This window comes from Clostridium fungisolvens (assembly GCF_014193895.1).
In the GTDB taxonomy this organism is placed as follows: Bacteria; Bacillota; Clostridia; order Clostridiales; family Clostridiaceae; genus Clostridium_AR; species Clostridium_AR fungisolvens.
Map to the genome: position 1 here is coordinate 4,457,307 of NZ_BLZR01000001.1, position 25,536 is coordinate 4,482,842.

The window sequence follows — 25,536 nt, forward strand, 5'->3', positions numbered from 1 at the left end:
CAATCATGTTATTTAATTTTAGCCTTTATTACATTTATCACTCTATGTATATGTAAGCTTAGGTATACTAGCTCATCTTCAATAACATCATAGTTATATTTACTTTTTATAAAAGCTTTAATCTTTAATGAACAGTCATAAGCATCTCTATATTTAATTTTAATTATATCTATAAATTCACTGTCTGTTTTTTCAGTATTTTCGGCAGTAATTACTCTTTTGGCGAAAAACTTTAAGTGAGTTAATAGTCTATCATAATTTAAATCATCCTCTATAAATTCTGTAGAAAAATGATATCTAATTATATTTAGAACATCTCTTACAACATTAGTTAATATATATGATTCGCCTATATTATCAGTATAACTAGCATTTACTATATGAAGCGAAATGAAACCTGCCTCATCTAAAGGTAATGAAACATTAAGTTTCTCATTTATATACCCTACTGCCCATTGTCCAATTTTAAACTCTTCTCTATGTACTCTTTTTATTTCCACTAACAAGTTATTTTGAACCATTATATCGTTTGCAAGTCGCTTTATAGAAAAAGCTATGTGATCGGACAATGCAACATAAATGTGATTATCTAACGTCCTGTTTAATCGCTCTTCAGCTTCTTTTACTATATCTCCAGTTATCTGTATAATCTCCATAGGAATTTCTTCTATCAACTTTTTAAACTTATCGCTGTCATTAGGATTATCCATTATAAATATCTTCTCAATTTTATCATCCTCAATTTCTTGCCCTACTTTTTTCTTAAAAGCTAATCCGCTCCCCATGAGAATCTTTTCTCGTCTTGTCTTGGGATCTACAGTAATCACAACATTGTTATTCAATATTTTTTCAATGATCATAGATTAACCCACTTCCATCTCAACTTATTTAACAGCTAAATTAATAAAATACCCAAATCAAAATTAACTATAATATTTTAATAGTTTACTTTAATTTAGGTATTGCCTGCTTATCAGTAACAATCCTTATATATAACTATACCATCTTAATCAAAATATCATTTAACGCTTTTCTTGTCAATGTATCTTTATTGCTTCATATATAAAAATTCCCAATAATCTTTACCTTCTATTTAAATTGTTATATTAAATGATAAAGACACCGCTTTAAGCAGTGTCTTATCTTAAAAGACTACTTTACTTCTACAGTAGCTCCAACTTCTGATAACTTAGCTTTCATAGCTTCAGCATCTTCCTTTGAAACGCCTTCTTTAAGAGTCTTAGGAGCTCCGTCAACTATTTCCTTAGCTTCCTTTAATCCAAGACCAGTTATTTCTCTAACTGCCTTTATAACCTTTATCTTTTCTGAACCAGCGCTAGCTAATACTACGTCGAATTCAGTCTTTTCTTCTGCAGCAGCAGCAGCTGGAGCACCAGCAGCAGCAACAGGAGCAGCAGCACTAACTCCAAATTCTTCTTCGCAAGCCTTTACTAAGTCGTTTAATTCTAAAACAGTCATATTCTTTATAGCTTCAATGATTTGTTCTTTATTCATTATTCGCACCTCCGAAATTTTTCAGTTAATTTTATAGTTTAGTTTTTTAAAGACTATTCAGCAGATTCTGCTTCTTTCTTGTCTTTTATAGCACTTAATAAGTAAGCAAGGTTTGATATTGGAGCCTTGAAGCTTCCAAGAAGTTTTGCAATAAGAACTTCTTTTGATGGTATTGATGCAAGTTGGTTAACCTTATCTTGATCAAATATTTGTCCATCAACTATACCAGCCTTAAGCTCTAGTTTCTTATGAGTTTTAGCGAAATCAGCTAAAATTCTTGCTGGAGCTGTAACATCTTCGTATCCGAATGCTATTGAAACTGGTCCTTCTAAGTATTGAACTATACCTTCGTGTCCAAGTTCTTTAGCAGCTAATGTTACCATAGTGTTTTTATAAACCTTATATTCTACACCAGCTTCTCTTAATACTTTTCTTAATTCAGTATCTTCTTCAACTGTTAGACCTTGATAGTCTGCAAGAATAACTGATTGAGCTTTTTCTAACTTTTCTTTAATTTCAGCAACTTTTGCTTCTTTTAATTCTCTATTCTTGTTCATTACTGTGTGTCCACCTCCTCACAGTCTAAAACTGCTTTATATAAATAAGAAAGGTCTTTCCGTAGATACGAAAAGACCATTACAAACTTGTATTGGAACCCTCGGCAGGTTGTTTTACGTTATGCTTACGCACCCACTGTCTACGGAAATATTATTCTCTTTTAACAACAAAAATTATTATACTAGATTAATATCGTTAAGTCAATACTATTCTAAAACTTTTGTTGGGTTAACCTTAACTCCAGGTCCCATTGTAGCTGAAAGTGATACTGATTTAACGTATTGTCCTTTTGCAGCTGCTGGCTTAGCTTTTATAACAGCTTCCATTAAAGTATGGAAATTATCTGCTAACTTTTCTACGCCGAATGAAGCCTTTCCTATTGGACAGTGAACTATAGCAGTTTTATCAACTCTATATTCTACTTTACCAGCTTTAATATCAGCTATAGCTTTAGCAACATCAAATGTTACTGTACCTGACTTAGGGTTTGGCATTAATCCCTTAGGTCCTAAAACTCTACCTAATCTACCAACAACACCCATCATATCTGGAGTAGCTACAACTACATCATAATCGAACCAGTTTTCGCCTTGGATCTTTGAAACTAATTCTTCAGCTCCAACGAAATCTGCTCCTGCAGCTTCTGCTTCTTTAGCTTTATCGCCTTTAGCAAAAACTAATACTTTAACAGTCTTACCAGTTCCGTGTGGAAGAACAACAGCTCCTCTAACTTGTTGGTCAGCGTGTCTAGGGTCAACCCCTAATCTTACATGTATTTCTATAGTTTCATCAAATTTAGCTTTAGCTGTCTTTATTGATAATTCTAAAGCTTCTGCTGGTGAATATAATGCGCTCTTATCAACTAACTTCGCGCTTTCTACGTACTTCTTACCCATTTATATAAGCCTCCTTTGTGGTATTAACGGTAAGTACCTCCCACCGATTAAGTGAATATTATTCTTCTACAACTACGCCCATGCTTCTAGCAGTACCTGCTATCATGCTCATAGCAGCTTCTACTGATGCAGCGTTTAAGTCTGGCATCTTCAATTCAGCTATTTTTCTAACTTGTTCTTTTGTTATCTTACCAACTTTAGTTCTGTTTGGTACTCCTGAACCGCTTTCTAATCCTAGCTCCTTCTTTATAAGAACGGCAGCTGGAGGAGTTTTAAGAATGAAGCTGAAAGATCTATCTTGATATACAGTAATAACAACTGGTATTATAAGACCAGCTTTATCAGCTGTTTTTGCATTGAATTCTTTACAGAATCCCATAATGTTTACACCGTGTTGTCCTAAAGCTGGACCAACTGGTGGTGCTGGTGTTGCCTTTCCTGCAGGAAGTTGTAATTTAATCATTCCTGTTACTTTCTTAGCCATGAGTTATTCCTCCTATACTGTGGTAATTTCGGACATACGCCCTCCCACTTGATTAAGACGTTAGTCTGATTGTTAATCTAATTTTTCAACTTGATGGAAATCTAGTTCAGCAAGAGTCTCTCTGCCAAACATATCAACCAAGGCCTTAACCTTGTGCTTTTCCGGATTTATTTCTTGAATAGTCGCCATAAAATCTTTTAAAGGACCAGAAACAATCCTAATTGACTCTCCTACCTCTAAGTTAATCTCTATTGGAGCTTCATTCACTCCCATAGATTCTACCTCTTCATCGGTAAGTGGCACTGGTTTTGATCCAGGTCCAACGAATCCTGTAACTCCTCTAGTATTTCTAACTACATACCATGAGTCATCAGTCATCATCATTTTCACTAACACATATCCTGGGAACTTCTTCTTCTGAGTTACTTTTTGCTTACCATCTTTTTCTTCAATTACTTCTTCCATCGGTACTTGAACGTCTTGGATGAATGATTGAAGATTTCTGTTTTCAATGGCTTTTTCAAGGTTAGCTTTAACCTTATTCTCATAGCCAGAATATGTGTGTACTACGTACCATCTAGCTCTTTCACTCATAATTTATCAGATGGATATAAATCCATCCAACCTCCCTCTTATTTCTTAAGTTTAAAAAGTAAATCAAAGAGGTTTTGTAATATGAAGTCTACTCCGCCAACTAGTACCATATATACTAGAGCGAAAATCACTACTGCTATAAACGCCTTCTTTAATTCGTCTTTGGATGGCCAAGTTATTCTACTAACTTCAGCCTTAACCTCTCTTAAAAACTTAAATAAGCCAGCTTCTTTTTTAGCTTCAGCCTGTTTAACCTTCCCATTTACAGCCATAAATTCACATCCTTAAACAAAGTGTGTAAAATTTAATTACTTTGTCTCTCTATGAAGAGTATGCTTCTTGCAGAACTTGCAGTATTTCTTCATTTCTAATCTATCTGGGTCATTCTTCTTGTTCTTCATTGAATTATAGTTTCTTTGCTTACATTCTGTGCATGCTAAAGTTACTTTCACTCTCATGATCTGCACCTCCAGTCAAATAAATAATGGGCATAAAAAAATAAACTCTTTTTTTATAATGAGTTTGTTACTCAATTAACTTATCATAAATAGCGTATCATGTCAAGAAATCATGATTATTTAAAGGACTAGGTTATTTAACCCAGCCCTCACATAAGATGATCTTAACCGATAATGCTAGTAACAACACCTGAACCTACAGTTCTTCCACCTTCTCTTATAGCGAATCTTAATCCTTCATCCATCGCTACTTGAGTGATTAATTCAACGTTCATGTCGATGTGGTCTCCTGGCATAACCATTTCCATTCCTTCTGGTAACTTGATTGATCCTGTTACGTCAGTTGTTCTGAAATAGAATTGTGGTCTGTATCCATCGAAGAATGGTGTATGTCTTCCGCCTTCTTCTTTCTTAAGTACGTATACTTGACCTACGAACTTGTTGTGTGGGTTTACTGATCCAGTTTTTGCTAATACTTGACCTCTTTCGATGTCTGTTCTTTGAACACCTCTTAAAAGAGCTCCTATATTATCTCCTGCTTGTGCTTCATCTAGTAACTTTCTGAACATTTCTATTCCTGTTACTACTGTCTTTCTTCTTTCTTCTGATAAACCGATTATTTCTACTTCTTCACCTACATGTAGTATTCCCTTTTCAACTCTTCCTGTTGCAACTGTTCCTCTACCTGTGATTGTGAATACATCTTCTATTGGCATTAAGAATGGCTTATCTGTTGCTCTTTCTGGTGTTGGGATATAGCTATCTACTGCATCCATTAACTCACCTATGCAAGCTGTTGCTTCTGGGTCAGTTGGGTTTTCTAATGCTTTTAATGCTGATCCCTTTATTACTGGAATGTCGTCTCCTGGGAAGTTGTATTCGCTTAATAGTTCTCTAACTTCCATTTCAACTAATTCTAATAATTCTTCGTCGTCAACCATATCTGCTTTATTTAAGAATACTACTATATAGTCAACACCAACTCTTGATGCTAGTAGTATATGTTCTCTTGTTTGTGGCATTGGGCCATCTGCTGCTGATACAACTAATATAGCTCCATCCATTTGTGCTGCTCCTGTTATCATGTTCTTAACATAGTCAGCATGTCCTGGACAGTCAACGTGAGCATAGTGTCTGTTTTCTGTTTGGTACTCAACGTGTGCTGTATTGATTGTGATTCCTCTTTCTTTTTCTTCTGGTGCCTTATCTATTTCGTCATACTTAAATGCTTCTGCAAATCCCTTGTTTGCTAATACTGATGTGATTGCAGCTGTTAATGTTGTCTTACCGTGGTCTACGTGTCCTATTGTTCCGATATTTACGTGTGGCTTATTTCTTTCAAATTTAGACTTTGCCATTGTGTGTTCCTCCTTTTTTAATTTGATAAACTTTGCCTAGCGTTTTGTAAATTCCAAAAAATGGAGCTCACGAACGGGATTGAACCGTCGACCTCCACCTTACCAAGGTGACGCTCTACCGACTGAGCTACGTGAGCAGTTTTATATAATATAATTGATATATAACATATACCAATTATAAAGTTTACTACCATTAATTTTTTTTGTCAATATTTTTTGTATTTTGTATTATTTAATATTTAAACATTTTTCTAACTTTCTTTTTACTCTTTGCAGTGCGTTATCTATGGACTTAGCCTGCCTATCCAAATCACAAGCAATTTCTTGATATGACTTGCCGTCTAAATAAGACATAAGCACCTCCATCTCAAGATCCGAAAGCACTCTTCCCATCTCTTTTTCAATATGAGTCATTTCTTCCTTGCTTATTATAAGTTCTTCTGGGTCTGTTATCTTAAGCCCAGCCAGTACATCAAGCAATGTTCTGTCAGATTCTTCATCATATATAGGTTTGTTAAGGGAAACATAAGTATTTAGAGGAATATGTTTTTGCCTTGTTGCAGTTTTTATTGCTGTAATTATCTGCCTAGTGACACATAATTCAGCAAACGCCTTAAATGAGGTAAGCTTTTCAGGATTAAAATCCCTAATAGATTTATACAAACCTATCATACCTTCTTGATAAATATCTTCTTTGTCAGCTCCAATAAGAAAATACGACTTAGCCTTTGTCTTGACAAAGTTTTCATATTTATTTATAAGATACTCCTGTGCATTAGTATTACCCTTTTTGGCTCTAATTACTACTTCTTCGTCAGAAATTTCTTTAAACTCCCCAAAGCTATTATCTCTACCTCTCGTCTCCACACTATCCCCCCTTTAACCACTGATGCTACTTAAATAATTATAAATCAGCCAATCTTTCTAAGTCAAGTAAAATCAACGACTCCTGCGTATTTTCTCAAGTTCTTCCAGTATTTTTTTATCAATACTATCTTCTAGTAAGTTTTTTTGCTTTAGTTTACTTTTTTCCGTCTTTTTTCTTATCTTATCCTCTATAGATAAAACTTCATTATAAAACTCTAAGGAAGACATCCTTACAGCACCTCTTTGAAAAATAGTTTGTTGTTCTAACCAGTCTGACGTTACAACAAAAACTTCAACTTTTCTACCTATGTTATTTATCATTCTCTCTATGTATCCATCAGCAGTTTCTCCGTCTTTAGTAAAGACCACAGTCACCATCCCAGCTATATCTTTCTTCTCCATATTTCCACCCACTTTGTGAGCATCAAAGACAATAACTATCTTGGAGGATTTATAGCTTCCGTAATTCTGCATAGTATCGATAAGCTGTTGTCTAGCTGACTCGAAACTATAGTCTTTAATCTTATTTAAATTCGGCCAACTGTTTATAACATTATACCCATCAATATATATTATTCTCACAATATCACTCTACTCTATTGAAACTATTTCAAAAGTCTTGATTTTAATATTTCGTACATCATTATTCCACCTGCAACTGAAGCATTCAAAGAGTTTATTTTTCCTACCATAGGTATCTTAACTAATTTATCGCACTTATCTTTTGTAAGCTTAGACATACCTCTTCCTTCACTACCTATAATCAAAGCACATGCACCAGAAAAATCAGTTTCATATGAATATGAATCACCATCTATTTCAGCGCCATAAACCCATACTCCAGCTTCCTTTAATTCATCAATAACTGCATTTATGTTTGTAACCTTTGCAATCATCATATGTTCTATTGCCCCTGCAGCTGATTTGTATACCGTTGGTGTTACTCCGACATTTCTTCTTTTTGGAATAATTATGCCATGCACCCCTGAAAGCTCAGCAGTTCTAACTATGGATCCGAGATTATGAGGATCTTCAAGTTCATCTAATATTACAATAAATGGCTTTTCGCCTTTTTCTTCTGCATATTTTAGTATATCCGCTACTTCTGAATATTTGAATGGAGTTACTATTGCAATTACGCCTTGATGTGCTCCTGTTTCACTAATTGAGTCTAGTTTTTTTCTATCCACTTCTTTAATAACAACTTTTTTATCTTTAGCCATTGCAATAATCTTATTAATTGAACCTTCCATATTACCGTTAGCAATTAATATTTGCTCTATAGTTGTATCAGACTTTAAAGCTTCGATAACTGCATTTCTACCTACTACTACGTCTTCTCTAATAGGAGCGTCTACTTCTCTTCTATCTTCTCTTGTGTTCCTTTTTACATTTTCATTCTTGACAAACTTATTATTCTTTTTATAATCAGTCTTATTCTCATTTTTGTAATTACTTTTGTTCATTTTTTGAGCCATAAGTGCTTCATCTCCTTAAATCTTGTATTCCTATTTTCCTAAGTATTTTTCCCTTACTTCAACAATTTTGCCGCAAGTCATCTTTCCTTCCGGACAAGCTCCTTTAACGCAATTAGGTCCAGCTTTCTTAAATAGAGTAGGACAGACCTGTTTAACTTCTTCAAGCATCTCATCTGCCATTGCTCTTATTTCCCATTGCGCTCTGTTACAGCATCTATGATGAAAGAAATTCAGTAAGCTTCTTGCATTCATAGTAAAAACAACTTTTGTCTCGCAGGCATTTGGAAATACATACCTTGCATCCTCAATAGCCTTTTTCTCAGCGCTCTTTTCATCTATACCAGAACTTATGTAGTTAGTCTTTAAAATTTCCACTAAAGAATCATAAGCCTCTTGACTTTTTTCCATAGCAGCTATGTATACTTCTTTTGCTTTTTCGTCACTCTCTATACTTGGAGGTATTATATACTCAAATTGATTTAATTTTACATACCTTTGACTTTGTTGAGAGTATGATGCTATTCTATGCCTTACTAACTGATGACTTAAACTTCTAGACACGCCTTCTACTCCAAAAGTAAAAGATACATGTTCTATAGGTGATTCATGTCCTATAGATACAAGCATATTTAAAAACTTATCCGTATTTTCTTCATTCAGATTGTCCATAATAGAATCAATTCCAACTGAACTATAACAAAGTTTAGCTGCTGCTGCAATAACTTTCTCAGCATCAGGGGTATATTGTATTAACTTAACTTTTAAACTCAAACCTTCCACTCCTCTTAATATTATTGCTCATATAAAGAACCTTAAACTAATGTATTAACATTATCATATTATTTTTCAACTTATACAAAGCTTTTTTAGCTATGAATATTTTATAAAAACCCCATCAAAGACTCATACTTACTATATATTTATATAATCTTATATTTTTATAAACATATAATTATATAAATAAAAAATCTTATGAGTATTTAATTTTATAAACATATACATATAAATATTTAAATATCTAAACATCTATATGTATATAATTTTAGTGATTAATTATCTCTATACTTCTGTTTAAAACATAAAGTAACCTTTCTTTATCTGCTATAAGAAATAGATATCCGATTAATGCTTCAAATCCAGTTGCAGCTCTATATTCAATAACATCTGCATTTTTAGGAACTGTTGCCGACTTAGCATTTCTTCCTCTTTTGAAAATATAAAACTCATCTTCACCAAGCTCTGATTCTAAAGCCTTCATAATTTCACTTTGTCCATGAGCCTTTACATACTGAATAGCTTTAACATGAATTTTATGTGCTGATAATTCCTTATTTTCTAGCAATATATAATTTCTTATAAAAGTTTCATAAACCCCATCTCCTACAAATGCTAATTGAAGTGGGTTTAATCTCCTAGCTTCTTCTTTTGTTAACTTTTTAAAAAGTAAATCTTCTAACATGTAATCTCCTTAAAATTATGCTTTCCTAAAGCGCATTATTTTTTTGTAGGGTCATATCCAATAGCTCTAAATATTTGATCAAAAAGATCATGAGCTACCGGTGCTGCTATTTCTCCCCCCATATGTTCAATTCCTTCAGGTGAATCTATTGTAACTAGAAGGCTTATTTTAGGGTTATTATATGGAGCCCCTCCAATAAACGAAGCAACTACATCTTTTCCATATCCTTTGCCACCAATATTTGCTTTCTGAGCAGTTCCAGTTTTACCTGCTACTCCATAACCTTCAATGTAAGCAAGCTTACCAGAGCCCTTAGATACAGTTTCTTCTAAGAATCCAGCAACTGTGTTAGCAGTTTTTTGACTTATTACTTGCCTGCTATTCTTTTCTTCATAGGTAGCAACTACCTTTCTATTACCGTCTGCATCTACTTGTGATAAGTTCTTCATGAAGTGAGGAGTTGTATATACTCCATTGTTAAATACAGCATTTATAGCTCCTATAAGCTGTACCATAGATGCCGCATCAGTTTGACCAAAAGAAATTGTAGCCAAATCTACATTACTCATAGTTGATGTAGATTTTACTATACCTGCTGCTTCTCCTGGGAAGTCTATACCAGTTTGCTTTCCGAATCCGAATTTTTCTATATAGCTATTCATTTTTTCTTTACCTAGTCTTTTACCCAATTCTATAAAACCTGGATTACAAGAATTTTTTAATAAGTCTACTAGATTTTCAGCTCCATGCCCTCCATCTTTCCAACAATTTATCCTTACCCCATCAACAATAACATATCCCTTATCATAAAACTGATCGTCTCTATAAGTAAGATTTTCTTCTAAAGCAGCTGACATAGTTACCAATTTAAAAGTTGAACCGGGTTCATATACATCATTTACAGCCTTATTCCTCCACAACTCAAAAAGGGCATTGTTATCCGTGATTCCTTTTTTAGGATCATTTGGATTAAAATCAGGCTTATTTACCATTGCTAATATTTCACCAGTTTTCGGATCAGTGACTAGTATATTTACACCTTTAGCCTTAGTAGATTCCATTGTCTTTTCCGCTATTTTTTCGCAAATATATTGAATTCTCGAGTCTATACTTGTAGTTAAATCTTTACCGTTCACAGGTTGAGTATATATTTGATTAGAATATGGTAAGTCTCTAGATTTTCTATCAACCTGGCTTATGCTAACTCCAGGAACTCCTGTAAGATCCTTATTATAGTACTGTTCTAAGCCAAATAGACCTTTTCCATCTAGATCTACTCCACCTAATACCTGAGCAAGAAAGTTATTGTTAGGATAGTATCTATTAGTATCATTTTCAATGATCACAAAATTATAGCTATTTTTATCTCTTAATTCCTTTATTTTATCTATTTGGCTCTTTTCTATTTTTCTAGCAAGAGGCAAACCTCTTGGATAAACCCCTTGATCATTTGTTTTTTCCATAAATTCTTCAACTTCTTTTTTATCTTTTCCTAAAATATCTGCAAATTTATCTGCTATATCCTTCACTATTTCTTGAGGCTTATCTCCAGTTTTTCTACTTTTAGTATCCGCATAATTATGAACCTCAAGCAAGTCCAAACTCAATTTATAAACATCACCACTAACTGCGAGCTGTTGACCATTTGTATCTAGTATACTCCCTCTCTTAGGCATAATTGTCTGTTGATACGAAGACTGTGATTCAGCTTTAGCTACAAGAAAGTTTTTTCTGACAATCATCAAAAATCCCAATCTAAAAAATAATGCAGCAAATAAGAATGTTATAATCCCTATAACTACAAAGGACCTTTTAGTACTATTAATAAATTTTCTTTGCTTCATAAAAAACCTCCTCAGCTTGTACATATATATCTTAACCTATATACTACTCATTCCTAATAAATTTTATTCCTATTCTATTTTAAATCATATTATAAGATTTTTATATAAAAATTTAAAGAGTAGCATAAGCTACTCTAATAAAATTAAAAATTTCTTCAAATTTATTTCCTAATTTGCCCATCTCCGTAAATCAAATACTTATACGAAGTTAATTCTTTTAATCCCATAGGTCCTCTTGCATGAAGCTTTTGAGTTGATATACCTATTTCTGCCCCAAAACCAAACTCTCCTCCATCTGTAAATCTAGTAGAAGCATTTACATAAACTGCAGCTGCATCTACTTCTTTTAAGAACTTTTGAGAATTTGTGTAGTTCTCGGTTACTATAGCTTCTGAATGTTTCGTTCCATACTTATATATATGTTCTAACGCTTCATCAATATCTGTAACAACCTTAACTGCTAATATTAGCTCAAGATACTCCGTAGCCCAATCTTCATCTGTCGCTTCTTCGCATTGGATAAACCTTCTAGTTTCTTCACAACCTCTTAATTGAACCTTTTTTTCTTCAAGCTCTTTTTTAAGTTCTCCAAGTATATTTTCCGCAATATTCTTATGGATTAATATAGTCTCTATAGCATTACATACTCCTGGTCTATGAGTCTTAGCATTAACTATAATTTCAATAGCCTTCTTAACATCAGCACTTTCATCTACAAATACATGGCAATTACCAACTCCAGTTTCTATTACAGGAACTGTGGCATTTTCAACTACCTTCCTTATTAGGTTAGCACCACCTCTAGGAATAAGAACATCAATGCATTCATTGAATTTAAGCATTATATCAACTATTTCTCTGTCAGTTATATCAACAAAGGTTACAGCTCCATTTGGAAGTCCACTTTCTGTTGCAGCCTTAGATATAATTCCCGAAATTACTATATTAGAATTTATTGCTTCAGAACCACCTCTAAGGATACAGCTATTTCCGCTCTTTATACATAATGCTGCCGCGTCAATAGTAACATTAGGCCTAGCTTCGTATATTATACCTACAACACCTAATGGGACTCTTATCTTAGAAATCTTAAGTTCATTATAAGTTTTAAATCCTTCAATAACTTCTCCTATAGGATCATTAAGTCCTGCTACTTGTTCCACGGCTGAAGCCATAGCTTCTATTCTTTTTTCATCCAGAAGCAATCTATCTAATATAGCTTTAGATAAACCTTTGTTTCTACCATTTTCTATATCCTTAGCATTCTCTGATATTATGATATTTGTGTTTTCTCTAATAGCTTTTGCTATATTTAAAAGAGCTTGATTCTTAACTTCTGTCGTAACATTAGCCATACGTCTTGAAGCTTCTTTTGCTAGTAATCCTTTTTGCATCATATATGCTTTATAATCCATCTTTGTTACCTCCCCAACTTTTAAAATATAACCATATTATTTATATGAATGATTTCATCATAATGCTTGTAGCCTAGTATTTCTTCTATCTTTTTCGTTTCTACTCCGATTATAGAACTTAGATCTTTTGAGTTATAGCTAGATATTCCGTGCCCTATCCTATTCCCGTCGACGCCTAATATACTTACTACATCCCCTTCATCGAATTTACCTTCAATAGATACTATACCTTTTGGCAACAGACTTTTATGATTTTTTAGAGCCTTTTCAGCTCCCAGATCAACTATTATACTAGCTTTTGGAGCTGCCTCGTATGCTAACCAATGTTGTCTTCCTTTCATAGGTTTAACTTTACCTTGAAAATAAGTTCCAACATTTTCACCATTTACAGCTCTTATTATGCTATCATTTGATGCACCATTACATATTATCATTGATACACCAGATGAGCAGCAAATCTTAGCTGCATGAAGTTTTGTTATCATCCCTCCCGTACCAAGCTTTGATCCTGCACCACCTGCATATCCTTCAATTTCTTTGGTTATAGTCTCAACATAATCTATGATTTTAGCATCTTTATTTTCTTTTGGGTTGCTATCATATAATCCATCTATATCTGAAAGTATAATTAACAAATCTGCATCTACAAATGAAGACACCATAGCCGAAAGACTATCATTATCACCAAACTTTATCTCATCAACCACAAGAGCATCATTTTCATTAACTATTGGTATTGCCCCTATATCTAACAAAGTAAAGAAAGTGTTTCTTCCATTTAGATATCTTTTTCTATCTCTTATGTCTTCTCTAGTCATGAGAATCTGAGCCGAAACCTTATTATATTCTGAAAAAAGTTTCTGATACATGTGAATAAGAGTTACCTGACCCACAGCAGCACATGCTTGCTTCTCTGGTATAGTTTTTGGTCTTTCCTTATATCCCAAAGCACTAGCCCCTGTCCCAATAGCACCAGAAGTAACTAATATAACTTCAAGACCTCTGTTATGTAAGTCTGATATTTGCCTAACTATATTCTCCATCTTAACTAAATTAAGATTTCCATTTGCATAAGTAAGAGTTGAGGTTCCTACTTTTATTACTACTTTTTTTATATTTTCTAGATTTCTCAACCTTTTTTCCCCCTTCAAGACTTATAGCTTATTGCTAAATTTAAAACACTTTCCTGTATAGTAAAAAGACTCGTGGCAAAGAAACACCATTTATGCTCTTCAATGCCACAAGTCTAAAATAACCAAAACAATTCACTAAAAGGCTAGATCTTTTTCCATCTTACTCCTTGAGGTGTATCCTCAAGAACAATACCTCTATCTTTTAGCTCATCTCTAATCTTATCTGCTAATGCCCAGTCCCTATCTTTTCTAGCCTGTTGTCTTTGTTCAACTAACTGTTCTATCTCATCCTCTAGAGAAACCTTAGTTGATCTTTGTAGAATTCCTAAAGGTCCACCAAGTTCTCTTATAAGCTCTAACGCTTTAACTATAACTTCCTTGGAAGAGCTTATTGAAATATTTGTATTAATATCCTTTATTAAATCAAAGATAGCTGTAATAGCATCTGCAGTATTAAAATCATCATCCATTCTTTCAATATATTTCTCTCTATGTTTTCCTAGAGAAGTTAAATAACTTTTCTCTTCATCAGTAGCAGCTTCCACTTTAACTTCTTCAAGTAGATTTTCTAAATTTGCTATGGCATTATAAATTCTATCTACTGATGCCTTAGCAGATTCTAATAGCTCCTCACTAAAGTTAAGTTGTTGTCTATAATGAGCTGATAGCATTAAAAATCTTATTACATCAGCATCATATCTTTCTAATATCTCTCTTGCTGTAAAAAAGTTATTTAATGATTTAGACATTTTTTGATTGTTTATATTTACAAAAGCACTATGCATCCAATAGTTTGCAAAAGGCTTTCCTGTAAGAGCTTCACTTTGAGCTATTTCATTTTCGTGATGTGGGAATACTAAATCAGATCCACCTGCATGAATATCTATTGTCTCACCAAGTATATCCTTAGCCATGCAAGAACATTCTATATGCCACCCTGGTCTTCCTAGTCCCCACGGACTTTCCCACCCAGGCTCACCTGGTTTTTGAGATTTCCATACGGCAAAATCCATAGGATCTTGCTTTCTTTCATCTACATTTATTCTTGCTCCAGCCTGTAAGTCTTCTATATTCTGCCCTGATAACTTTCCATAGTGAGAGAACTTTTTAGTGGAGAAATACACATCTCCATTAACCTCATATGCGTATCCTTTATCAACAAGACTTTTCACAAATCCTACTATTTCATCCATGTATTCAGTTGCTCTAGGGTTTACTGTAGCTCTCTCTATATTAAGAGAATCTGCATCATGATAATATTCATCTATATATCTATCCCCTAGCTCTTTAACTGTTGTTCCTTCTTCATTAGCTTTATTGATCATCTTGTCATCAATATCTGTAAAATTTTGAACAAAATTCACATCAAAGCCTCTATATTCGAAATATCTTCTTATAGTATCAAACACTATAAAAGTTCTTCCGTTTCCTATATGAAAAAAATTATATACAGTCGGTCCACAAACGTACATCCTCACCTTATTTTGTTCAATGGGGATAAATTCTTCTTTTTTATTTGTTAGAGTATTATATATTTTCATCATTAACAACCCTCCCTTTGTGAATTAATTTTATATATCCATTATATTCTTATATATATAAGCCAGCTTCATCAAACTGTTTTTTTACTGTATTATATACATCATCTATATTTATTACATCAATATCTTGAGAATTTCTTAGCTTAAATTCTACTTGACTTTCAGTAATTTTTTTACCTACTGTTATTCTCATTGGTATTCCCATAAGGTCAGCATCCTTAAACTTAACCCCAGCTCTTTCATTTCTATCATCTAGAATTACATCAACGCCTCTTTTTCTAAGAGATTCATAAAGTTCAGTAGCAACCTTCACTTGAGCTTCATCCTTTATATTTACAATAACTACTGCTACTTGATATGGCGCTACAGAAAGTGGCCATACTATACCATTTTCGTCATGATGCTGCTCTATTATAGACGCCATTGTTCTTGTTATTCCTATACCATAACAGCCCATTATAAATGGTTTTTGTTCTCCATTCTCATCGATAAAGTTTGCATTCATAGAAACTGAATATTTTGTTCCAAGCTTAAATATGTGTCCTACTTCAGTTCCTCTAGATATAGTAATTGTCCCTCCACAGTGTGGACATTTTTCGCCTTCAGTTATGTTTCTAAAGTCTCCAACAGTTCCTTCAAAGTCTCTTCCATAGTTTACATTCTCTATATGATAACCAGTTTCATTAGCACCAACTATGAAGTTATACATCCTTGCAACTTCAGTATCAACAAATAAAGCTTCAACCTTAATGCCTATTGGTCCAGCAAATCCAACTTGTGCACCAGTTGCTTTTGCAACAGCTTCATTATCTGCCATTTCTAAATTAGTAACACCACCTAAAGCATTTGCAACCTTTGTTTCGTTTACTTCTCTATCTCCTCTTACCATAACTGCAACTATCTTGCCATCTGCATTGTATATAAGAGTTTTAGCAAACTTTTTTTCTGTAGTATTAAAGAATTTTATAAGTTCTTCTATTGTTCTAGTGTTTGGAGTTTCTATTTTATTAAGCGCCTTTAATTCTTCAACTTCTGCTAGTTCAGGAGTTGGTGCTGCCTTTTCAATATTAGCTGCATAATCGCAAGAACTGCAGAATACAATATCATCTTCTCCAACTTCAGATTTAACCATAAATTCTGCTGAGTTTGATCCTCCAATAGCACCTGAGTCAGCTTCAACGCATTTTGCATCTAATCCACATCTGTTAAATATGTTCACATAAGCCTTATTCATCTTGTTGTAAGATATATCAAGACCTGCTTCATCTTTATCAAAGCTATAAGCATCTTTCATTATGAATTCTCTAGATCTCATTACCCCGAACCTTGGTCTTCTTTCATCTCTGTATTTAGTTTGTATTTGATAAAGATTTACTGGTAATTGCTTATATGATTTTATTTCATTTCTAGCTATATCTGTGAATACTTCTTCATGAGTTGGCCCAAGACAGAAATCTCTTTCGTTTCTATCTTTCAGTCTAAACATCTCTGCGCCGTAAGCATCCCATCTTCCTGATTCTTTCCATAATTCTGCTGGAATCATAGCTGAAGCCAAAAACTCTTGCGCTCCTGCATTATCCATTTCTTCTCTAACAACATCTTCTATTTTTTTTAGTACTTTAAGTCCAAGTGGCATATAATTATAAATACCTGATGCCATCTTTCTCATCATACCTGCTCTTAACATAAGCTTATGGCTATCTATTTCAGCTTCTGCAGGTACTTCCCTTAGTGTAGAAACTAACATGTTTGACATTTTCATTTGCATATCCTCCTCTATCTTTAAAGCAATTATAAAATTACATACTTTTGATTTAAATAAAAAGTGGTTAATATAACCTTACTTTCATTTGCGTTTCTATCCATATTGTTTTTAAAAAAGAATAAAAAAAGTCCACCCTATGCTTAGGGCGAACTTATATCGCGGTACCACCTAAATTTGTACTCAACTAATAATAACGGTATTAGACCGATAGTTTTTACCTACAACTCAGAAGCAGGTTCAAAGCAGGCGAAAATCTTTCAGCCAAGGATTCTCTCTCTGTAAGGTTGCTCTTACTATTCTTCTTCAATGCTTTTCAATATTAAATTTGATTAATTTATTATAACTTCTAAAAAAAAGCATGTCAATATATGAAATTTTCACTTAACTTATTCTAACACATTTCATATATTTACTGAACACTTATACCTCTTTTACAAAGTTTTCTGCTAAAATCAAATCTTCTGGAGTAGTTATCTTTATATTCTTATAGCTACCTTCATATAAAAACACTTTGCCATGATATAGTTCAAAAGCCATAGTATCGTCTGTTACTGATATATTATTTCTTTTTATTTTTTCATGGCATTGTCTTATATCATCATATCTAAAACATTGCGGTGTTTGTACTGCAAATAATGTACTTCTATTTGGTGTTGATAAAGAAAATCCATCATCAGACTTGATTTTAATAGTATCTTTAGGTGTAACTCCTGGTGCTGCTCCACCAAACTCTTTAGCATATATTATACCATTCTCAATTATATCTCTACTAACAAACGGTCTAGCAGCATCATGAATTAATACTATATCGCAATCTTGTATTGATTTTAATCCATTATATACGGAATCCTGTCTTTCTGTTCCTGCCTCAACAATCTTCTTCACAGGCAGATTAAACTTTTCAATTATTTCATTCTTACAATATTGGATCTCATCCTTTTGAGTCACCAATACTACTTCATCTATAGAACTACAATCTACAAAGGCCTTAATTGCATAATATAATATAGGTTTTCCTCCAATATTTATATATTGCTTAGCTATATCAGTTCCCATCCTCTTGCCCTTGCCACCAGCCACAATAATAGCACAAGCCTTCGACATAATAATAACCCCTTTAAACTACTTCTTTCTGTTTCGCAAATATCATTCTTCCTGCAGCCGTTTGGAGTACTGAAGTAACTGTAACATCAATATTCTCTCCAATAAACTTTCTTCCACCTTCAACAACTATCATTGTACCATCATCAAGGTATGCAACACCTTGCCCTGATTCTTTACCATCTTTAACAATTGTTATGGTCATGTCTTCTCCTGGAAGTACTACGGGCTTTATAGCATTAGCCAATTCATTTATATTTAGGACTGGTACACCTTGGAATTCTGCTACTTTGTTTAAGTTATAATCATTAGTTACAACTTTTCCACTTAAGGTTTGAGCAAGCTTTAAAAGCTTAGAATCCACTTCCTGAATATCTGGAAAATCACCTTCCCAAATCTGAACTTCTATACTCAGCTCTTTTTGGATCTTATTCAGTATGTCTAATCCTCTTCTTCCTCTATTTCTTTTTAAGGAATCTGATGAGTCTGATATATGTCTTAGTTCATCAAGAACAAAGCTTGGAATAACGAGAGGTCCTTCAACAAATGCCGTTTGGCATATATCAAATATCCTTCCATCAATTATTACAGACGTATCTAAAACTTTTGGATATCCTTTATTTCCGTGTTTATTCTTTTTGTCTTTGCTTGAACTTCTTTTTAATCCATCAAATAAAGCTATTATATCATCTCTTCTTTTAACAGAAATATCTACTCCAATTACTAAAGCAACAAGGTTAACTACAATGAAGACTACCTGAGCTAATATTTCATGTATCTTATTTAATACTCCATTAAGTGGCAGCATAAATAATGATGCTATTATTAGTGATATTATCGCACCTATCGCACCAAATAATATTTCACTGGCAGTGAGTTTCTGCATACTGCTTTCTATAGCATCTATTAACTTTGATATACCTAGATATAAAAGTGGAGAAACAATAAAAAGTATAAGTCCGAAAATAATAATAAATAAAGAATAAAAAATCAACGCTACTACTGGCATTTTTATAGATGAAAAATTATTTGCTATATAATTCGTTTTTATAAGCCCATCTGCTAAAAAATAGCCAACTACTAATCCAATTATAGTGAAAGTAAGTCTAAAAAGTTTTTTTACCAATATTATTCACCTCCTATTATTTAAGTATTTCCATTATATTGAAATACATTCTTAAAAACAACAATTTTTATAAAATCCTTTAAACAATTATAACATATAGTTTCTAAAAAACATAATGAATAGATTTGAACTTTCTATAAATTACTATTTAAATACCCCCTATAAAAAAAAATAGCAATGCTTTAATATAATATCTAAGGATGATCACATCTTACTTCATTGACAAAATTATCTGAAAATACTTATAATTGAATTAAATATCAAACTAATTTATCAAAAGGAGTGATACCGATGAAAGACGTTATATTCGATGATTTTCAAAATGCTGTGCAGGAATCACTACTAAGACACAAGAGTATTCTTGATATTTTATCTAAATTTCAAGAGTCTAATGCTAGGGTGAATAGAGCTGTGGCTAAAGCTGTAACAAATTGTGGGTGCGTAAAAATTTCTGCTGATAAACAATGTCTTCCTGAAGAGGATGATTCTATAGATGTCTTAGATAAATGTTTAAAAAGTCATCTTGAAGGAGAACTATGCGAAGGCTGCAGAGAAATTATTGAAAGAGAACTTGGTAATAATATCTTCTATCTTACTTCACTTTGCAACTCCTTAGATTTAAACCTTTACGATATATTGATAAAGGAATATGATCGAATAAATACACTTGGGAAATTTACATTTAGATGATGCTTTCTTAATTATTCCCTAAATATTGTATTTTAATAACAACACTTTGTAACTTTTTTAATATTCCAGTGACTTTAAACGTATTCATTGATATGATATTTATAATACTTACTCGTAATCAAAAACAGTATGTTTGTAAGCTTTTTTGTCCCGTATATATAATATCCAAATAATCATACTTTTAGTATTAACTTCACAAAACTTTTATATAATTTTGTAAAACTTATTCTAATAAGCTGTAAATTAGATAAATATATATGATTTTATCTTTCTTAACAATGTGTTAAGTTTTAAAAGTTTTTAATTAGTGAGAGGTATGAAACAAATAAAAAGTTAGCAGGATTATAACCTGCTAACTTTTTATAATTGTTTATTTAATGAAACTTGTTCTTTTATTCTTCTTAACCCATTTCTAATTGCCCTTGCTCTTGCTTCCCCAATACCTTCAACTTTATCTAAATCATCTGTTGTAGCATCTAAAATTGCTGTCAATTCTTTAAAGTGCTTAATGAGATTCTCTATAACAGTTGTAGGAATTCTTGGTACTTTGTTTAGAATCCTATACCCCCTTGGAGAAATTAATGTATCTATCATTGGAACTGACACATATCCTAAAAGCTTACCTATCATATCTAAATCTAGTAATTCTTCTTGGCTAAGCTTCTGCATATCTTTATATATTTCATTATTGTCCATATTAATTTTGCAGTAATCTCTTATTAGAAGTATTCCGTCTTGCTCTATATTTTTTATTAACTCATTTAACTGCATGGAAATTAGTCTTCCTTCATTTCCAAGTTCAACTATATATCTCTCTATCTCTCCTACTATTCTCATTACCATTTCTGTCCTTTGGATAGCAGTAACTACATCAAACAAGGTTACTAAGTCCTGGAACTCTAATAAATTCAGATTATTAATAACTCTATCTAGAACCGCCACATACTTTTCAAGTGTCTGTACAGCCTGATTAGCTCTTGCTAATATAACACTGCTTTCTCTCAATACATATTTTAGCTCACCTTTATATATAGTTATTATATTTCTTCTCTGAGAGATAGCAACTGCTATCATTCCTGTTTGTTTAGCTACTCTTTGAGCAGTTCTGTGCCTTGTTCCTGTTTCAAAAGTCTGTATAGATGACTCCGGCACTAACTGAGCATTTGCACAAATAATCTTTTTTAGATCTGAACTTATTACAATTGCCCCATCCATTTTAGCTAGTTCGTAAATATATGATGGTGAATAATCAGAATTTATGGTAAATCCCCCATCAACAATTCTCATAACCTCTTCAGTGTTACTTAGTACTATAAGCCCTCCAGTCTTAGCCCTTAATATATTTTCAAGACCTTCTCTAAGCTGCGTTCCTGGACCAACTATTTTTAAGATGTTTTTAATTTCTTTATCATTTTCTATTCTCATATATATTTCACCGACCTATCAGAAAATCTTGCTTACTGCTTCCTTTAAAGTTCTGACACCAATTACATTTAGTCCTTCCTTGTTAAGCTTATCTAAGTTTCTATATGGTACTACTACATTGGTAAATCCCATCTTTTGTGCTTCATTCACCAATCTATCACAATTGTTTACTGGTCTTATCTCTCCCGTAAGTCCTACTTCACCAATAATCATCACTTTTTCTAACGCCCCTGCATTTCCCTTAGATGAGGATATAAGTGCTAATGCTATACCTAAATCAGCAGTTGTACCTTCTATATTAAGCCCACCTACTACATTTAAATAAACATCGCTATTATAGAATGGTATCCTTATCTTTTTCTCGAGAACAGCTAAAATTAAGCTAAGTCTTTGATGATCTATACCTACTCCAGTACGCCTTGGCATCACAGCTTTAGTTTCTGTAACTAACGCTTGTATTTCTACAAGTATTGGCCTTGTACCCTCCATAAGTCCTACAACCATAGATCCCTCTTGATTGTAATTAGTGTCCTCTAAGAACATTCTTGATGGATCATAAATCTGAATAAGACCTTCTTGACTCATTTCAAATACTCCAATTTCACTAGTTGTTCCAAATCTGTTTTTCATTGTTCTAAGTATTCTAAATTCTTCTGTTCTTTCCCCTTCAAAAGAAAGTACTGTATCAACCATATGCTCCAACACTCTAGGACCTGCTAATTCACCTTGTTTAGTCACATGTGCTACTATAAACAAAGGTATATTGTTGTTTTTTCCCACTCTCATTATTACATTAGAGCATTCTCTAACTTGAGATACACTTCCAGGTGCAGAAGTAACTCCTTCTTTATATATGGTTTGAATAGAGTCAATTATTACAAAAACAGGTTTTATATCTTCTATATAGCTTTCTATCACATCAAGGCTGGTTTCTGATACTATATATAATTCTTCGGCTTCAACCCCCAACCTATCCCCTCTTATCTTAATCTGCTCTTCTGATTCTTCACCAGAAACATAAAGAACTTTTCCGTATTTTTTTGATATGTTATTAGCAGTTTGTAAAAGCAGTGTGGATTTTCCTATACCAGGATCCCCGGATATTAATGTAAGAGATCCCCTTACAAGGCCACCTCCTAAAACTCTATTGAGTTCAATAATTCCTGTATCATATCTTTCTTTTTCCCCAGATTTAATATCTTTTATTTGTTTAGGAGAACTGGTTTGTCTTGATGGAAAGGATGATTTTTGCGGCTTAGTTTCCTTTACTTCTTCTAGCATAGAATTCCAAGAATTACATTCTGGGCACTTTCCTAACCATTTTGGCGATTCATAACCACATTGCTGACAAACATATAGAGTTTTAATTTTAGCCATTATATCCACCTACTATTTTATCTTTTCCTGTTACATATTAATATTCTTTCATTTTAATAAAAATATAACCATATTTTATCATAATAAAATTTAAATTTTAATTTTTATAACTAAAACATTTTAAAATCTCGAATAAACTTTCAATCTAATGCACATTATCTAGTTAACATTAAACATTATATAATAATATTATGTGTATATTAAAGTATATCATATAAATATATCCTATTTTTTGCTGCATACTCTAAAGAACTATGGTAAACACTTCAAATTACTAGTTTTAGCTACCTTAAAGATTTTATATTTTCTTTTGCATAAAAAATTCGCTAAAGCGACCTTCTTCAGTGAGCTTTTTTAACGCATCTGCTTTTCCGAATGTATATGAGGAAAATCTGGCAGGCGAATAAGTTTTATTTTTTACTTTATATCTATAAAAAACTTATAAAAGCATTGAAATATCTAGGTTTAGATCCCTTGAAAATTTTATAATTTCCTACACAATAAAAAAATGCCACAAACATGTGACATTTTTAATCTATAGTTATGCTCTTTTTATAAACTTAGCTGCTGCTTCATCGATAACAACAACTACATCCCCATGCATTTGTAGCATTGAAGCAGGTGCCTTTGTGCTTATCTTTCCACTTACTAATTGTGCAACTGCCTCAGCCTTATTTTCTCCACTAGCTAAAAGAAGTATCTTCTTTGATTTCATTATTCCACCAATGCCCATAGTTATAGCTTTCTTTGGAACTTCATCTATTGAATCAAAGAATCTAGCATTAGCTTCTATAGTGCTTTCAGCTAATTCAGTTTGGTGCGTACCTTGGTATAAATACTCAGCTGGTTCATTAAAACCTATATGACCGTTTCCACCTATTCCAAGCAATTGAAGGTCAACGCCTCCAAGTTCTGATATTCTTTGGTCATACTCTCTGCATGATGCATCTATATCTTCTGCTAATCCATTAGGAACAAAAGTTTTACTTTTATCTATATTAACATGATTGAATAGATTATCATCCATAAAATATCTATAGCTTTGTTCATGTTCACCACTTAGTCCAACGTACTCGTCAAGATTTACACTAGTTATTTTAGAGAAGTCTACTTTTCCTTCTTTATATAACTTTATAAGCTCCTTATACATTCCAGCTGGAGTTCCTCCAGTAGCAAGACCTAAAACCGCATCTGGTTTGTTATTTATAAAATCAGCAATTTCTCGAGCTGCAATTTCACTCATTTCATCATAATTTTTAGCAATTATTATTTTCATCTAAATTTCCCCTCCCGTGTTGAAATATCTACTTCTAATAAATACTTATCTGATCTGTAGGTAGATTCCTCTACAAAAAGAATCTTTCCATTGTTTGTTATAGTTTTAGAGTATATATTAATCAAAGGAACGTCTCTATCTACATTAAATAGCTTTTTATAATAGTCATCCATTATTATTGCTTTTATTGAGGATTGAGAATAATCTATTTTGTAACCAAAGCCTTCTAATATTTCAAAAAGTGAGCCTTCTAATAACTTTTCATCTATATATCCACAATAATCACATGGTATATATACTATTTCATTTGCTATGGTTTCTCCATCTACAATTCTCATTCTATCTATTCTATACAGCTTATCAAAAGAAAATACATCATGCATATCTTCAGGTGTATCTATAATCTCTAGTGCCAAAACCTTAGTTTCCAGCTTCCCACCAAGCTTCTTAATTATATTGGAAAAGCTCATCATATCTTTCTGCTTTACTTTAGGCTCACATACAAAGGTTCCTTTTCCTTTTTCTCTAATCAGTATACCTTCTTGAACTAGTTCCCCAAGAGCCTGTCTTATTGTCATTCTACTTACGCCATAGCTCTCCGAAAGCTCTCTCTCACTATCTATACACTGACCAACCTTCCATACTCCTTGAGATATCTTTCTCTTTATATCTTCCTTTAACTGATAATAAACTGGTATAGGACTATTCTTATCTATCATTTTCGTTCCTCCTAATTTAATTATATTATAAATTTCTCCACCTGTCTAGACCACTATACTACTATACTTTATTTTTTTATATATTTGCTTATTTTCTCATAAGCGAAAATAATTAATGAAATATTATCACTTTGAATATATTATAAGTGCAAAACTCCACCGACCAGTATTAATTCATTACCACCCTTAATTAATCACAACTTAATATTCATTTTACTTTTACAAGCATTAAAATATAATTATCAAGATTTATTTCAAAGCTTATTATAGCATTTTAAACTATAGTCTTCCATTATAGAAACTTAAGTTGTGCATGTTCAAAAATCATACACATATAAATTTTAGATATGCATAACTTATTAGTTGAAGTTGGAACTATATTAACCTTAAAGAATAACTTTTTAATTATAATCTTATTACTTGTTTAATATAGTATCAAAAATTCAACTAAAATATA

Annotated in this window: 26 protein-coding genes, 1 tRNA gene and 1 other annotated feature; of the genes, 1 reads left to right on the top strand and 26 read right to left on the bottom strand. The window is 32.6% G+C overall.

The annotated features are described in order from the left end of the window. Positions 1-8 precede the first annotated feature (8 nt). The 22 genes from licT to bsdtw1_RS19835 all read right to left on the bottom strand — a co-directional run bounded on the left by licT (position 9) and on the right by bsdtw1_RS19835 (position 19,592). The gene (gene licT / locus bsdtw1_RS19730) at positions 9-860 is read right to left on the bottom strand and encodes a BglG family transcription antiterminator LicT (RefSeq protein ID WP_183279220.1); all 852 of its coding nucleotides are present in this window, start codon (positions 858-860) and stop codon (positions 9-11) included. 292 nt (positions 861-1,152) lie between these two features. Next, positions 1,153-1,515: a 50S ribosomal protein L7/L12 gene (gene rplL / locus bsdtw1_RS19735; RefSeq protein ID WP_183279221.1), complete on the bottom strand. Its 363-nt coding sequence runs from the start codon at positions 1,513-1,515 to the stop codon at positions 1,153-1,155. A 53-nt stretch (positions 1,516-1,568) separates the two neighbouring features. After that, positions 1,569-2,072, bottom strand: coding sequence for a 50S ribosomal protein L10 (gene rplJ / locus bsdtw1_RS19740; RefSeq protein ID WP_183279222.1), 504 nt, complete (start codon positions 2,070-2,072; stop codon positions 1,569-1,571). A gap of 37 nt (positions 2,073-2,109) precedes the next feature. After that, positions 2,110-2,236: a sequence feature (ribosomal protein L10 leader region), on the bottom strand. A 43-nt stretch (positions 2,237-2,279) separates the two neighbouring features. Further along, positions 2,280-2,969, bottom strand: a complete 690-nt coding sequence (rplA, locus tag bsdtw1_RS19745; protein ID WP_183279223.1) for a 50S ribosomal protein L1 — start codon at positions 2,967-2,969, stop codon at positions 2,280-2,282. 58 nt (positions 2,970-3,027) lie between these two features. Then, entirely contained in the window at positions 3,028-3,453 is a 426-nt protein-coding gene (rplK, locus tag bsdtw1_RS19750; RefSeq protein ID WP_128211260.1) for a 50S ribosomal protein L11, read from the bottom strand. Between the two features lie 72 nt (positions 3,454-3,525). After that, complete coding sequence (gene nusG / locus bsdtw1_RS19755; RefSeq protein WP_183279224.1) at positions 3,526-4,047, bottom strand: transcription termination/antitermination protein NusG; 522 nt, start codon at positions 4,045-4,047, stop codon at positions 3,526-3,528. 38 nt (positions 4,048-4,085) lie between these two features. Beyond that, positions 4,086-4,319 (bottom strand): preprotein translocase subunit SecE, encoded by a 234-nt coding sequence (gene secE, locus bsdtw1_RS19760; RefSeq protein ID WP_183279225.1) that lies wholly within the window; start codon positions 4,317-4,319, stop codon positions 4,086-4,088. Between the two features lie 36 nt (positions 4,320-4,355). After that, complete coding sequence (rpmG, locus tag bsdtw1_RS19765; RefSeq protein WP_128211257.1) at positions 4,356-4,505, bottom strand: 50S ribosomal protein L33; 150 nt, start codon at positions 4,503-4,505, stop codon at positions 4,356-4,358. Between the two features lie 164 nt (positions 4,506-4,669). Continuing rightward, the gene (gene tuf, locus bsdtw1_RS19770; protein WP_183279212.1) at positions 4,670-5,863 is read right to left on the bottom strand and encodes an elongation factor Tu; all 1,194 of its coding nucleotides are present in this window, start codon (positions 5,861-5,863) and stop codon (positions 4,670-4,672) included. Positions 5,864-5,924: 61 nt separating this feature from the next. Further along, positions 5,925-6,000 (bottom strand) — tRNA-Thr (locus tag bsdtw1_RS19775). Positions 6,001-6,091: 91 nt separating this feature from the next. Beyond that, positions 6,092-6,730: an RNA polymerase sporulation sigma factor SigH gene (gene sigH / locus bsdtw1_RS19780; protein WP_183279226.1), complete on the bottom strand. Its 639-nt coding sequence runs from the start codon at positions 6,728-6,730 to the stop codon at positions 6,092-6,094. A 72-nt stretch (positions 6,731-6,802) separates the two neighbouring features. Next, entirely contained in the window at positions 6,803-7,312 is a 510-nt protein-coding gene (locus bsdtw1_RS19785; RefSeq protein WP_183279227.1) for an NYN domain-containing protein, read from the bottom strand. A gap of 23 nt (positions 7,313-7,335) precedes the next feature. Further along, positions 7,336-8,196, bottom strand: coding sequence for a 23S rRNA (guanosine(2251)-2'-O)-methyltransferase RlmB (gene rlmB / locus bsdtw1_RS19790; RefSeq protein WP_183279856.1), 861 nt, complete (start codon positions 8,194-8,196; stop codon positions 7,336-7,338). A 42-nt stretch (positions 8,197-8,238) separates the two neighbouring features. After that, on the bottom strand, positions 8,239-8,979 hold the full coding sequence (thyX, locus tag bsdtw1_RS19795) for an FAD-dependent thymidylate synthase (protein ID WP_183279228.1): 741 nt from the start codon (positions 8,977-8,979) through the stop codon (positions 8,239-8,241). A gap of 271 nt (positions 8,980-9,250) precedes the next feature. Continuing rightward, on the bottom strand, positions 9,251-9,667 hold the full coding sequence (locus bsdtw1_RS19800; protein ID WP_183279229.1) for a Mini-ribonuclease 3: 417 nt from the start codon (positions 9,665-9,667) through the stop codon (positions 9,251-9,253). Positions 9,668-9,702: 35 nt separating this feature from the next. Next, positions 9,703-11,511 carry a penicillin-binding transpeptidase domain-containing protein gene (locus bsdtw1_RS19805; RefSeq protein ID WP_183279230.1) on the bottom strand — a complete coding sequence of 603 codons (1,809 nt, stop codon included), beginning with the start codon at positions 11,509-11,511 and terminating at the stop codon, positions 9,703-9,705. Positions 11,512-11,672: 161 nt separating this feature from the next. Beyond that, positions 11,673-12,926, bottom strand: coding sequence for a glutamate-5-semialdehyde dehydrogenase (locus bsdtw1_RS19810; protein ID WP_183279231.1), 1,254 nt, complete (start codon positions 12,924-12,926; stop codon positions 11,673-11,675). A gap of 20 nt (positions 12,927-12,946) precedes the next feature. Next, on the bottom strand, positions 12,947-14,059 hold the full coding sequence (gene proB / locus bsdtw1_RS19815) for a glutamate 5-kinase (protein ID WP_183279232.1): 1,113 nt from the start codon (positions 14,057-14,059) through the stop codon (positions 12,947-12,949). A gap of 143 nt (positions 14,060-14,202) precedes the next feature. Beyond that, a complete protein-coding gene (gene cysS / locus bsdtw1_RS19820) occupies positions 14,203-15,600 on the bottom strand; it encodes a cysteine--tRNA ligase (RefSeq protein ID WP_183279857.1) in 1,398 nt (465 codons plus the stop codon). 49 nt (positions 15,601-15,649) lie between these two features. Then, positions 15,650-17,362 carry a proline--tRNA ligase gene (locus bsdtw1_RS19825; RefSeq protein ID WP_183279233.1) on the bottom strand — a complete coding sequence of 571 codons (1,713 nt, stop codon included), beginning with the start codon at positions 17,360-17,362 and terminating at the stop codon, positions 15,650-15,652. A 423-nt stretch (positions 17,363-17,785) separates the two neighbouring features. After that, on the bottom strand, positions 17,786-18,469 hold the full coding sequence (gene ispD / locus bsdtw1_RS19830; RefSeq protein WP_183279234.1) for a 2-C-methyl-D-erythritol 4-phosphate cytidylyltransferase: 684 nt from the start codon (positions 18,467-18,469) through the stop codon (positions 17,786-17,788). A gap of 13 nt (positions 18,470-18,482) precedes the next feature. Continuing rightward, positions 18,483-19,592 (bottom strand): PIN/TRAM domain-containing protein, encoded by a 1,110-nt coding sequence (locus bsdtw1_RS19835; RefSeq protein ID WP_183279235.1) that lies wholly within the window; start codon positions 19,590-19,592, stop codon positions 18,483-18,485. Positions 19,593-19,883: 291 nt separating this feature from the next. Between bsdtw1_RS19835 and bsdtw1_RS19840 the strand changes: the two genes are divergently transcribed. Continuing rightward, entirely contained in the window at positions 19,884-20,282 is a 399-nt protein-coding gene (locus tag bsdtw1_RS19840; protein WP_183279236.1) for a nucleoside triphosphate pyrophosphohydrolase family protein, read from the top strand. Between the two features lie 360 nt (positions 20,283-20,642). On the opposite strand, the gene disA is transcribed toward bsdtw1_RS19840, so the two are convergent. From disA to bsdtw1_RS19860, 4 genes are all read right to left on the bottom strand, one after another. Next, positions 20,643-21,707, bottom strand: coding sequence for a DNA integrity scanning diadenylate cyclase DisA (disA, locus tag bsdtw1_RS19845; protein ID WP_183279237.1), 1,065 nt, complete (start codon positions 21,705-21,707; stop codon positions 20,643-20,645). An 18-nt stretch (positions 21,708-21,725) separates the two neighbouring features. After that, positions 21,726-23,084 carry a DNA repair protein RadA gene (gene radA / locus bsdtw1_RS19850; protein ID WP_183279238.1) on the bottom strand — a complete coding sequence of 453 codons (1,359 nt, stop codon included), beginning with the start codon at positions 23,082-23,084 and terminating at the stop codon, positions 21,726-21,728. Between the two features lie 541 nt (positions 23,085-23,625). After that, positions 23,626-24,360 carry a glucosamine-6-phosphate deaminase gene (gene nagB, locus bsdtw1_RS19855; RefSeq protein ID WP_183279239.1) on the bottom strand — a complete coding sequence of 245 codons (735 nt, stop codon included), beginning with the start codon at positions 24,358-24,360 and terminating at the stop codon, positions 23,626-23,628. Further along, positions 24,357-25,079, bottom strand: coding sequence for a GntR family transcriptional regulator (locus bsdtw1_RS19860; RefSeq protein ID WP_183279240.1), 723 nt, complete (start codon positions 25,077-25,079; stop codon positions 24,357-24,359). Before bsdtw1_RS19860 ends, nagB begins: the two co-directional genes overlap by 4 nt. Between the last annotated feature and the right edge of the window lie 457 nt (positions 25,080-25,536).